Annotated in this window: 9 protein-coding genes and 2 pseudogenes; 7 read left to right on the forward strand and 4 right to left on the reverse strand. The window is 56.0% G+C overall.

What is annotated here, in order from left to right; genetic code table 11:
- Positions 1-45 precede the first annotated feature (45 nt).
- From nifK to trxA, 4 genes are all read left to right on the forward strand, one after another.
- Positions 46-1,578 carry a nitrogenase molybdenum-iron protein subunit beta gene (gene nifK, locus ELH03_RS33040; protein ID WP_032491850.1) on the forward strand — a complete coding sequence of 511 codons (1,533 nt, stop codon included), beginning with the start codon at positions 46-48 and terminating at the stop codon, positions 1,576-1,578.
- A 54-nt stretch (positions 1,579-1,632) separates the two neighbouring features.
- Positions 1,633-3,009 (forward strand): nitrogenase iron-molybdenum cofactor biosynthesis protein NifE, encoded by a 1,377-nt coding sequence (nifE, locus tag ELH03_RS33045; protein WP_032491851.1) that lies wholly within the window; start codon positions 1,633-1,635, stop codon positions 3,007-3,009.
- A gap of 72 nt (positions 3,010-3,081) precedes the next feature.
- A complete protein-coding gene (gene nifN / locus ELH03_RS33050; RefSeq protein ID WP_032491852.1) occupies positions 3,082-4,419 on the forward strand; it encodes a nitrogenase iron-molybdenum cofactor biosynthesis protein NifN in 1,338 nt (445 codons plus the stop codon).
- A gap of 242 nt (positions 4,420-4,661) precedes the next feature.
- Positions 4,662-4,994, forward strand: a complete 333-nt coding sequence (trxA, locus tag ELH03_RS33055) for a thioredoxin (protein WP_032491853.1) — start codon at positions 4,662-4,664, stop codon at positions 4,992-4,994.
- 524 nt (positions 4,995-5,518) lie between these two features.
- On the opposite strand, the gene ELH03_RS33065 is transcribed toward trxA, so the two are convergent.
- Entirely contained in the window at positions 5,519-6,175 is a 657-nt protein-coding gene (locus tag ELH03_RS33065; RefSeq protein WP_065277122.1) for a hypothetical protein, read from the reverse strand.
- Between the two features lie 1,109 nt (positions 6,176-7,284).
- Positions 7,285-7,761, reverse strand: a complete 477-nt coding sequence (locus ELH03_RS33075) for an Lrp/AsnC family transcriptional regulator (RefSeq protein WP_032491855.1) — start codon at positions 7,759-7,761, stop codon at positions 7,285-7,287.
- A 142-nt stretch (positions 7,762-7,903) separates the two neighbouring features.
- On the opposite strand from ELH03_RS33075, the gene ELH03_RS33080 reads away from it, so the two are divergent.
- The gene (locus tag ELH03_RS33080) at positions 7,904-8,923 is read left to right on the forward strand and encodes a 1-aminocyclopropane-1-carboxylate deaminase (protein ID WP_065276878.1); all 1,020 of its coding nucleotides are present in this window, start codon (positions 7,904-7,906) and stop codon (positions 8,921-8,923) included.
- Between the two features lie 249 nt (positions 8,924-9,172).
- Here the strand turns inward: ELH03_RS33080 and ELH03_RS38830 are convergent.
- A pseudogene (locus ELH03_RS38830) lies at positions 9,173-9,394 on the reverse strand (IS66 family transposase); the annotation flags it as partial.
- A gap of 124 nt (positions 9,395-9,518) precedes the next feature.
- Positions 9,519-9,926: a hypothetical protein gene (locus ELH03_RS33085; RefSeq protein ID WP_065276877.1), complete on the reverse strand. Its 408-nt coding sequence runs from the start codon at positions 9,924-9,926 to the stop codon at positions 9,519-9,521.
- 257 nt (positions 9,927-10,183) lie between these two features.
- Here ELH03_RS33085 and ELH03_RS33090 point away from each other — a divergent pair.
- Together ELH03_RS33090 and ELH03_RS33095 are read left to right on the forward strand one after the other, a co-directional pair.
- Positions 10,184-10,324, forward strand: a pseudogene (locus ELH03_RS33090) (acyl-homoserine-lactone synthase); the annotation flags it as partial.
- A 783-nt stretch (positions 10,325-11,107) separates the two neighbouring features.
- Positions 11,108-11,299: a ribbon-helix-helix domain-containing protein gene (locus ELH03_RS33095; protein WP_065276875.1), complete on the forward strand. Its 192-nt coding sequence runs from the start codon at positions 11,108-11,110 to the stop codon at positions 11,297-11,299.
- Positions 11,300-11,412 lie beyond the last annotated feature (113 nt).

Here is an 11,412-nt window from a genome sequence, read left to right on the forward strand (position 1 = left end):
CCAAAGTCCACGCAGCCGCACTCGCGGCGAAAAAGGATGAAAACTATGCCGCAATCGGCCGAGAAAGTTCTCGATCATGTTCCTCTGTTCTGCGAGCCGGAATACGAGAAAATGTTCGCCCGCAAGAAGTTGAAGTTCGAATGTCCGCATCCGGATAAGGTCGTCGACGCGCAATACGAATTCACCTCGACATGGGAATATCGAGAAAAGAATCTGGCTCGCGAAGCCCTGGTCGTAAACCCCGCGAAGGCTTGCCAGCCGCTCGGCGCGGTTTTCGCAGCGGCTGGCTTCGAGCGGACGATGTCGTTTGTTCACGGCAGTCAGGGCTGTGTGGCGTACTACCGCTCGCACCTGTCACGCCATTTCAAGGAACCGTCGTCCGCAGTTTCGTCTTCGATGACAGAGGACGCGGCTGTGTTTGGCGGCTTGAAAAATATGATCGACGGGCTCGCCAATACCTATCAGCTCTACGACCCCAAGATGATTGCGGTCTCGACGACTTGCATGGCCGAGGTCATTGGGGATGATCTTCACGGCTTCATTGAAAACGCCAAAAATGAAGGCTCCGTTCCAGCCGATTTCGACGTGCCCTTCGCCCACACCCCAGCCTTCGTCGGCAGCCATGTCGATGGTTACGACAGCATGGTCAAAGGCATTCTGGAAAATTTCTGGAAAAGCACCGAACGCGTGCCGACGCCAGCACTCATCAACATTATTCCAGGCTTCGACGGTTTCTGCGTTGGCAACAATCGAGAAATCAAGCGCCTGCTCGACACGATGGGAGTGACCTACATTTTCATTCAAGACGCCTCGGACCAGTTCGACACACCTTCCGACGGCGAGTACCGCATGTATGATGGAGGGACAAAGATCGAGGACGTGAAGGCAGCCAAACATGCGGAGGCGACAATATCGCTGCAACACTACAATACGCGCAAGACGTTGGACTATTGTCGCGAGCTTGGTCAGACGACTGCTTCGTTCCACTACCCGCTGGGCATTGGGGGCACGGACGAATTCCTGATGAAGATATCCGAGCTTTCCAAGAGGGATATTCCCGAAGCTATCGATCGTGATCGGGGTCGGTTGGTCGATGCCATGGCCGATAGTCAATCCTGGTTGCATGGCAAGAAATACGGAATCTACGGCGATCCTGACTTCGTCTACTCAATGGCGCGCTTTGTCATGGAAACCGGTGGCCAGCCCACACATTGCCTTGCCACCAACGGCACCGCAGCCTGGGAAGCGGAGATGAAGGAATTGCTCGCGTCCTCTCCCTTCGGCGGAGGTGCGCAGGTGTGGGCTGGCAAAGACCTCTGGGCAATGCGCTCGCTTCTTTTGACGGAACCAGTGGATCTGCTGATCGGCAATTCCTATGGCAAGTATCTCGAGCGTGACACTGACACGCCACTGGTTCGGCTTACCTTTCCGATTTTCGACCGCCATCATCATCATCGCTTTCCTCTCATGGGCTACCAAGGCGGATTGCGTCTTCTAACGGTTATTCTCGACAAGATCTTCGACAGGCTTGATGAGGACACCATGTGTCAGGGCGTTTCGTACGACCTCACACGCTAAAATCCTTGGCCGGCGTCGGCCGGCCATCCCGCCACTGCATTGGAAGGTTGCGCGATGTCATCGATCGAGATGCAAATGCGAGATGCCTCCGGCGAGGTATTCCGCAGTAAGGAAACCAAGGGGGCATGTCACGAGGCGTCGCAGGGATCAGCAGCCGGCGGTGGCTGTGCCTTCGACGGAGCTAAGGTCGTGCTGCAGCCAATCACTGATGTCGCGCATCTCGTCCACGCGCCGCTCGCGTGCGAAGGCAATTCCTGGGACAACCGAGGCGCCGCATCGTCAGGTCCAGTTCTTTGGCGCACAAGTTTCACCACTGATCTTACCGAACTCGAGATAGTGACGGGAGATAGTGAGCGAAAGCTTCTCAAGGCAATCGGCGAGATCAAAGAGGGGTATGCGCCGGCGGCAATCTTCGTCTACGGAACATGTGTCACCGAGCTGATCGGTGACGACATCGCTGCGGTCTGCAGACACGCAGCGCAGAAGTTCGCAATACCAGTGGTGCCGGTGAAGTCGCCGGGCTTCGGCGGTTCGAAGAACCTCGGTACTCGGCTTGCCGGCGAGGCTCTGCTCGAGCACGTCATAGGCACGGTGGAGGCCGACGACCCGGGTCCATGCGACATCAATATACTCGGCGAATTCAACCTCTCGGGGGAATTCTGGTTCGTGAAACCGCTGTTGGACCGACTTGGTATCCGTGTCCGCGCCTGTATTCCCGGCGACGCGCGCTACGCGCAGGTGGCTTCCGCCCACCGCTCGCGTGCAGCTATGATGGTGTGCTCCACTGCTCTCATCAATCTTGCTCGCAAGATGGAAGAACGCTGGAACATTCCATTTTTCGAAGGCTCCTTCTACGGCATTTCCAGCACCTCTGAATCCCTGCGGCGGATCGCCCAACTGCTCGTAAAGAAGGGCGCTGGTTCCGCGTTGCTCCACCACGTCGAGGCTCTCTTAGCAGAAGAGGAGGAGAGGGCCTGGAAGAAGCTGGAAGCGTATCGGCGTCGGCTTGAGGGGAAGCGCGTTCATCTTAACACCGGCGGGGTGAAATCCTGGTCCATCGTGCACGCACTCATCGAAATCGGCATGGAAATTGTCGGTACATCCATCAGGAAATCGACGACCAGGGACAAGGAGAGAATCAAGCAGATGCTGAAGGACGAGAACCACCTTCACCAATCGATGGCAGCGAGCGAGCTCTATGCGATGTTACGCGAACACAAGCCTGATATCATGCTGTCAGGCGGACGCACTCAGTTCGTCGCGCTTGAGGCGAAAATTCCTTGGCTAGACGTGAATCAGGAACGCCAGCATGCTTACGCCGGGTACGAAGGCATGGTGGAACTAGCACGCCAGATCGATTTGGCAATCCACAACCCGGTCTGGGCGCAGTTGCGCAAACCGGCGCCTTGGAAGCAGTTCGTTACGCCGTGAGATCGGCGGAATCAAGCATTAATATGAGGTCTGCCGACGAGGCGACAGGTGGTTTCCACTGAGGTAAAAATTATGGCTGTTATCCTGACCCCAACAAAAACGGCAGCGATCAACCCTCTAAAGTTGTCTCAACCATTGGGCGCTGCCTTGGCCTTCCTGGGCGTCGATGGTGCGCTGCCAATACTCCATGGCAGCCAGGGATGTAGCAGTTTTGCACTGGTGCTGCTCGTGAGGCATTTCAAGCATATGGTCCCGCTGCAGACTACCGCAATGGACCAGATCGCGACGGTGGTGGGCGGCGCGGATTTTCTCGAGAAAGCTCTCGTCAAGCTAAAAGCTCGCACGTGGCCGCGGCTGATCGGGATCTGCACCACCGCCGTGGCAGAAACTCGCGACGAAGATATCGCAGGTGATATCATCAACGCCAAAGGAGCGCGCCCGAGAAAACTCATTGATACTGAAGTGGTCCTCGCACGCACTCCCGACTTCGCAGGGGCGATGGAGGAGGGATGGTCGAAGGCTGTTACGGCTATGATCGAGGCAATCACGCTGCCCGGGACGCAGGACCGCGACCCGGCGAAGGTTGTGATCCTGCCCGGCTCAAACATGACAGTTGCCGATGTAGAGCATCTGCGGGAAACGGTTGAGAGCTTCGGCTTAACGCCCCTCATTTTGCCTGACGTGTCCGGCGGGCCTGACGAAGCTGTCCGCGATCGATGGATTCCGATCGCACGCGGTGGCGCGAAGGTGGAGCATATCCGCGACCTCGGGGCGGCAACACAATGCATCGCCGTCGGGGAACAGATGCGCCGACCGGCTGAAGCTTTGCAGGGTCTAACTGGATTGCCATACGTGATGTTCGGATCTCTCACGGGCCTGATTAACGCCGACCGTTTCGCCTGGCTCCTTGCAGCGATTTCGCACGACAACACGCCGGCGGCTGTCCGTCGTGGCCGCATGCAGTTGCAGGAGGCGATGCTCAGCGGGCATTTTCATTTCGCAGGAAAGAAGGTCGCCATCGCGTGCGAGCCCGACCAGCTCTTGCAGTTCGCCCAACTCTTTATCGGCATGGGGGCGGTCATTACAGCCGCGGTCACTACGACCGGGGACTCGAAGGTGCTGCAAATAGTACCAACCGATACGGTCAAGGTGGGTGATCTTGGTGACTTGGAACAGCTCGCCGCGGACGCTGATCTACTCGTCACGCACTCCCACGGTCGACAGGCCGCCGAACGCCTCGCAGTTCCGCTGATGCGAGTTGGTTTTCCTGTCTTCGACCGCATAGGCAGCCAGCATAAACTGAGCATCCTTTATCGAGGAACCCGCGACATAATCTTCGAAGTCGCCAACATAGTCCAAGCCACCTACGATGAGCCGCCCGCTCGCGCACCTCCCGAACTCGTATCATAAGGTGTGCATCGCGCTACCTTTCATCGGTCATGAACTCATCCTCATCTGGAGTGTCGCCGGGCCGTGATATCTTACTCGCAGCCACTTGAAACTGAAGAACTAGGAGGTCGAGCGCTGAGAAACATTACCACACCCAAACAGGTTCTTGAGGTGTTTCGCGGTCTAAAGCGTGCATCACATCGAATTCGGCAATGTATCAACTCATGTGCCCGCCGGCGCTAAACTCTAGTAAAGGAAAGATCATGGCATCCGTGAAAGTCGATATCAATAACTTCCAGTCGGAAGTTCTGGAATCCGCAGAACCCGTCGTCGTCGATTTCTGGGCCGAATGGTGCGGCCCGTGCAAGATGATCGCTCCGATCATCGAAGAAATCGCCGTCGAGATGGAAGGCAAGGTCAAGGTCGCCAAGCTGAATATCGACGAGAACCCGGAACTTGCTGCACAGTTCGGTGTGCGCTCCATTCCGACCCTTGCAATCTTCAAGGGCGGCGAAGTTGCCGATATCTCGGTCGGCGAAAAGCCGAAATCCTTTTTCGTCGACTGGATACAACGAATGGTAGCTGATTGCGGATGACGCAAAGCACAAGCGGAGCGATGGGCGGCCGCCAACCGGCGGCCGTCCAAGGTTTGCCGCAGGCTCCGACTTCTGAGCAAGTCGACCCAACATGAGCAAGACAACGAACAAGTTTTCACCTGAAGTACGTGAGCATGCGTATCCGCTGCTGCCGGTCGGGAGGTAGCGCCTGAGCCAGTCAAGAGGGCCGTGGGTGCGTCGTGCCTTCAATGCCCGCACCATGGCGTCACGCGATCGGCGCAGCGTCCGCATGAGATATTTAATCGACGGATCGAAAAGGCGTAAGACCGTCGTCTAATAGCGAGATTTGCAAGCGCCTTTTGGGTGCAGGAGGTTGTTTGCCGGGAGCATGGTCGTCTACGCGGTCGACATAGGTCGCCGCATTATGGTGCTTCGCGGGTCAGTCCTTCAGATCGCCAACGATCCGAGCATCGACGCGGAGCTGCAGTGCTTGTCACTGATCAGGTTGACTCGCGTTCATCCGTTCTCTTTCGAACAATGATTGGATGGCCGTCGCACAAGCTCTATTGAGAAAGCAGGCGCGGAACTGGAAAGTCTAGTACTTTGTCCGTGTATCTTTCGACCACGGCGCTAAACGGCGTGCCATCTTGTAGTTTAAGCACGGCACGATGTTCGAGCAGGAACGGCGGCAGGCTAGGGGAACTGATTTCATGCGCTACTAAGCCGTCCATGTCCCAGCCCTCGGATAGAGGGGACCAGAGCAACTTGGCAGACAGGTTTGTGCGAGTGAAATTGAGAGCCTGAACGGCTCTGCCAAATGCGATATCGCTGGTATCCAACGCCTGATTCATCTCTGCAGTTAGCTTTGCAGGTAAATACCAATTATCGGCCTCGGACAGAACGCGGTCGCCGCAGACCAAGCGGACGCGGCGATATGCGATCAGCTCACCGGGTCCGACGGTCAGAAGTTCACGGATGTGCTCGTCGGCCGGCTTGTCTTGCCCGCGGACACGCTGTGCTACGATCTTGGAACCTTCCGGCGCGAGCTTGTGCGCCGCGCACCAGCGGTCAAGGGTCAACGTAGCACTGGCGTTGCTCAGGAGATCGGAATTCAAGGTCTGGAGGACCGCAAGCGCTTCTACTCGAGATCCCGGCGTGTTCAGCCACTGAGACCGTATGGACGATTCTTGCGAAAAAGCAATCTGCGTGCCCAGCACCATGCCGGCCGCTGCAAGTGCGGCGATGCGAATGCATTTCAAAGAGGATAATAACACTGAAAATGAACTCCTTTTCTGCGGTAATTTGATGGGAGAAACCTGCGGGTCAAATTTCTGATTTTGGCAGGCGAGCATATATGCTTCCTGCAGCACTATTTTGAACTGCGCCTTGCGTGTACCGGATAAGGGTGGGGTTCTCGATTGACTTCTTACCATCTCTCGATGTCCCCGCCTTAGTTGCACCTGTGAAGCCTTTGCGCCGTTGTGCTTCGCTTGCGTCGCATCGATATCGTCCATGACAGCCTCCACCCCGCCCGCCGAGCCATTGTTGGAGTTTGCAAACGTTGGCGACTGCGTCGTCGATTTCGCCATGGAATTTGGAAACAAGACTGAATATTAAATCGGGAACGTGGCGGCCAGTCCGAGCTCTCCCAGTTCTATACATCGTAATTCTCACCTACGAGTTTTAGCGCCTTTGTCGTCCTCCTCGCCCTTTGCGAAATGTTCGAGTCGCTGGATTGGATAAAATAGGTCGCAACCGTAAGCCCAATCCAAGAGCAATTGTTGAAAAATGGTCTTCTTCTTCGACACAGAGTCCTTCTGCCGGTGGTCGACGGACGCTACCCCCAGGCGCGAGCCGGCAAGGTACTTGTCTGATTTCTTTTTCCGCTCCATGTCATCGTGGTCCTTGTGTAAACCTACCGGCGATGATGTCTCCTGCAAGGGTCAGCATTCATAGGAAAAGGATTGTCCCGTTGCGATATCGTTAGCCGAGTGGCAGGACATTTGATGAAATCGATAAATTAAGCAACGTACTTCTTCGGATATATTTTTTACTATAACGCCAATTATCCAATATAATACTTTATACTCGTGAGAAAACAGTAAGCTATAAGAATACAATTCTGAATATATTATTATATATATCGCACTTCGTTGCTTTGGCTCCAACCGTCATCGCCACTTTGTCCGCCACCGCTCTACGGCTGGAGCAATCAGCTGCACGATATGGAGCGCCCACCCAGTCTCCGAGTCGTGGAGGAAATGCTCCCGGCCCAGGGCATCCTGGTCAGCCATGAAATGGCGCGGCAGACGGATAGCTGCCGACGACGCTAGAAGGGCAACCTCGCGTTCTCCTTGACTTCTTTCATCACGAAGAAAGTGCGCGTCTGGCGCACGCCAGGCAGGGCGATCAGCTTCTGGCCATGCAGCTTGTTGAAATCGGCCATGTCACGGACGCGGATTTTCAGGAGGTAATCGAAATCTCCGGCCACCAGACTGCAGTCCAGCACTTCCTTCAGCTGCATGACAGCGCCCTCGAAGGCGCCAAAGCTCTCAGGTGTGGAGCGATCCAATACGACGCCAACCATCACCATCGCGCCGAGGCCGACGGCGCTCGGCGCGACCTCCGCCCGAACGCCGGTGATGTAGCCCTCCTCGAAAAGGCGCTGAGTTCGCCTGTGGCAAGTCGCAGCGCTGACATTCACGCGCTCGGCAAGATCGGCATTGCTGAGCCGGCCCTCCGATTGAAGGGCGCGCAAAATCTTGAGGTCTATTCCGTCGAAATTCTCTGTGGAAGAAACTTTCATTTTGGATCTCACAGTTGAAGAAGTGGGGTATAATACCGAAAAATAATCTAAAGTGAGAAAGATTTTGCAGCAAAATTAGAGAGCACCTTTCAAAAGATATCGACTAGCCTTCGGCCACAAATCGGCACGGAGGCCCTGATCGATGTCATTGTTGGAAAAATTCGAACGCTACCCGCTCACCTTCGGCGCGACTCCGATCGAGCACTTGCCACGGCTGACTGCGGCGCTGGGCGGCAAGGTCGAGATATATGCCAAGCGCGACGACTGCAATTCGGGCCTCGCGATGGGCGGCAATAAGCTCAGGAAGCTCGAATATATCGTGCCCGACGCGATCGCCTCCGGCGCGGATACGCTGGTGTCGATCGGCGGAGTCCAGTCGAACCATACTCGCATGGTGGCTGCGACTGCCGCGAAGATCGGCATGAAATGTGTCGTCATCCAGGAGAAATGGGTACCTCACTACGATGCGGTCTATGACCGTGTCGGCAATATATTGATGACGAGACTGATGGGCGCCGACAGCCGGCTGGTCGACGCTGGGTTCGACATCGGCATCCGCAAGAGCTGGGAGGACGCGATTCAGTCGGTGGAGGACGCGGGCGGCAAGCCCTATGCGATCCCGGCTGGCGCTTCGGTACATAAGTTCGGAGCCCTCGGCTATGTCGGCTTCGCCGAGGAAGTCGCGGCACAGGAGAAGGACCTAGGCTTCACCTTCGACTACATCATCGTCTGCGTTGTCACCGGTTCGACCCAGGGCGGAATGATCGTCGGCTTCGCCGCAATGGACAGGGCTGACAGGGTCATTGGTATTGATGCCTCGGGCACACTCCAGCAGACCCGGGATCAGGTGCGAAAGATCGTCGACGCGACCTCAGAACTCGTGAACCTTGGCCGGTCCGTACGTGAAGACGAGATCGTCATCAACCCTGACTATGCCTATCCCGCCTATGGAGTGCCCTCGGAGGAGACAAATGAGGCGATCCGACTCGCGGCGCGCACCGAGGCGATGATCACCGACCCTGTTTATGAGGGAAAATCGATGCAGGGGATGATCGATCTTGCGCGAAAGGGCTTCTTCCCCGAGGGCTCAAAGGTGCTCTACGCCCATCTTGGCGGCGCCCCGGCGATCAACGGCTACAGCTATTACTACAGGGACGGCTGATTGGTGCCGTCAGGTTAACCGGCCGCGAACAGGTGGATAATTGCAGTCGAGACTATATAGATCCGCACTTCCTGAACGCAATTTCGCGTCGACGATGAAAGATCCATGCGGATGCCCGGCTTGGTCGGATCTCTCGGCCAGGCACACGATCATCGACCCTTTGCCTCTATCTTGCACGAGGGATTTCTACTTCATTGGCATTTTCGAGCAATTTTATCAGGCTTGTGCGCGCCTGCCCAAGTAGGGAACACTGATGTCGGCAAGCACGAACAATCTGCGACGTGAGTGCGCCCATCGGGGCATCATCGGACCTGCCTGACCAAACATTAGATTAAGGTCACCAAGGCATCGCCTGCAGAATGCCGGCAAATGTCTTCAGATGGCACTCGAAGAGCTCCTGCCGTCGATCGCGCGAGGCACAGGAGAGGCGGCGGGTGAGGGGGACGTGCCGCCGAACACGAGATCGTCCCGACGCAGGCCTCCGTATCGGTTTTCGTGATGCGGCGCGAGCATCTCAATCCGTCGTTATCCACTCCCCGACTCAACCTTCGCGTAAGCGCGGGGAGTGAACCGTTTGGCCGAGGCGTTTCGCCTCTTACTGGCAGGCAGTCAGACCGCCCGGATTTTGAATGGGGGCGAAACCGACGCCGTCGATTGTGTTGTCGTTGCGGGCAATGAAGCAGTAATTGTCATTGGCATGGGGAGCTGCAACTACGCAGGAGTTGGCCCCCGCCGGAATGACATAGGTGTCCAATCCGTTGATCGTAAAGACCGACGCTGTTCCATTCGGATGGGGTACCGGCTGCTTGGTGAACAGGATGGCATTCTGTGGTGGCGGGACTGCGATAGGCTGATGGTTCCGGCAATCGGACGAAAAGACGAGTCGTGCTGCCGCGGGTATAGCGGTTGCGATAATGGAGGAGATGGCAATGAGAAGTCTTGCAGCGATCTTTTTGCCGCGACGACCTGTTTGGCCGGTGAACTTCGTTGTGATGCGTGACATGGCTATTCTCCTGATTGCACGGATTGAGGGCTTACTCAAGCGTCTGTGATGTTCTGGATTTGTAGGGTCTATGGTCCTCCTGTCGCCGAAAAGGTCCCGTTGGCATTGTACGTTTCGTAGCCGGTGGTGAAATCGCAGCAGGCTGAGTTGCGCGAAAATGAAAGGCAAAGCGAAGCACCGGTCAACCTGGTGAAATATCCAGATTGCTCCCGGTCGGCTTCCTGTTGTGAAACGTCAGCACATCAGGAGGGATGGATATGTTGCGGATACTCACCAAAGACATGCTCGAGACCGATCGACGTGCTTTCGACGAAATGTTTCGGGCACGCGCCGCCGTCTTTCGCGATCGGCTCGGATGGCGGGTCGATGTCCGGAACCAGTGGGAGAGGGACCGATACCAAGCGCTTCCGGAAGAAGGTGGAAGTCCAAGGAGCAAACGCAATATTTATTTCGGCGATGCGCCGAACCGTCTCAAGCTCGGCTGATAGGCTGGAGGCCGCGCTTTGGTCGGTAGGAACTGACCGGTTCTGGTCAGAGATCGCCGGGGGATTATTCTACACCTCCGAGACCATTCTTGCCGCGGAAGGTCATGGTGACGAAATGCATCTCTTCCGCATTGTCTGGTGCGATCTTCGTCTTCGGCATGTTCGAAACTGCTCGACATTTCTCCATGAGGCAAGGTAGGCGACCTCCCCGTGGGCCGATAGATAGCTGCCGAGAAAGCGACCACGTTGACGTTTCGACTGAGCCGCGAAATGCCCTTAAAGCATTCCTGATTTGGTCGCTGCGCGACTTGATTCATTCCCAATATGATCCAGCAGATGAGTTTCTCAAACCGCTCCCAAGAAGCGGTGAAATCGGCTCGGGCTGGTAGCGTTCGATCGTCCAATCGGGCTGGCTCTTCTTGATGTGACTCTGGATGGATTGAGCGCGCACGCTGTCGCACCGGCACAGAGATCTTATGACGTCATGCAAGCTGCCGTCGGATCTGGTGGCTTCGCAAAACCGGCAATCGCGAAACCCAAGTTTTTACATAGATGTCGCCCATCGCAATCGCATTGGCGTGGGCATTGTACGATTGATTTTCAAGTTGCGGTTCCGAAATTTAGGTCTTTCACAAACAAGCAGAATCGGGCACGTCACTAGCGATGTGATGATTTGATTGATTCGGAAGTTTGAGCATGGGCACAGCCGAGATGACAGCGTCGGAAAGATATAGGTTCAAGCGTGAAGCGCAGGGCGAGAAACAGGTGCTTCTATGGATTGAAGCCGGTCTGACGACACTTTTGGACGAACTGGTCAAGTCGGGTGACTTCCGCAATCGGTCTGAGGCCGTTGCGGCTGCCCTCAAAAAACTGGTTCAGGAACGATAGCAAGGGCTTAAAACGCTGAAGGCTCCAGGACTGCAATCCCAGAGCCTTCGAGATTAGATAGTGACCATTGGGACACCAGAGCTAACATGCACTTCTGGCTATCCCAAATCACG

The sequence above is a fragment of the Rhizobium beringeri genome, from assembly GCF_004306515.1.
Taxonomy (GTDB): Bacteria; Pseudomonadota; Alphaproteobacteria; order Rhizobiales; family Rhizobiaceae; genus Rhizobium; species Rhizobium beringeri.

What these genes read in the sequence shown, in the direction of transcription:
- nifK (WP_032491850.1), top strand. Translation starts at nt 46, where the DNA reads ATGCCGCAATCGGCCGAGAAAGTTCTCGATCATGTTCCTCTGTTCTGC.
- nifE (WP_032491851.1), top strand. Translation starts at nt 1,633, where the DNA reads ATGTCATCGATCGAGATGCAAATGCGAGATGCCTCCGGCGAGGTATTC.
- nifN (WP_032491852.1), top strand. Translation starts at nt 3,082, where the DNA reads ATGGCTGTTATCCTGACCCCAACAAAAACGGCAGCGATCAACCCTCTA.
- trxA (WP_032491853.1), top strand. Translation starts at nt 4,662, where the DNA reads ATGGCATCCGTGAAAGTCGATATCAATAACTTCCAGTCGGAAGTTCTG.
- ELH03_RS33065 (WP_065277122.1), bottom strand. Translation starts at nt 6,175, where the DNA reads ATGGTGCTGGGCACGCAGATTGCTTTTTCGCAAGAATCGTCCATACGG.
- ELH03_RS33075 (WP_032491855.1), bottom strand. Translation starts at nt 7,761, where the DNA reads ATGAAAGTTTCTTCCACAGAGAATTTCGACGGAATAGACCTCAAGATT.
- ELH03_RS33080 (WP_065276878.1), top strand. Translation starts at nt 7,904, where the DNA reads ATGTCATTGTTGGAAAAATTCGAACGCTACCCGCTCACCTTCGGCGCG.
- ELH03_RS33085 (WP_065276877.1), bottom strand. Translation starts at nt 9,926, where the DNA reads ATGTCACGCATCACAACGAAGTTCACCGGCCAAACAGGTCGTCGCGGC.
- ELH03_RS33095 (WP_065276875.1), top strand. Translation starts at nt 11,108, where the DNA reads ATGGGCACAGCCGAGATGACAGCGTCGGAAAGATATAGGTTCAAGCGT.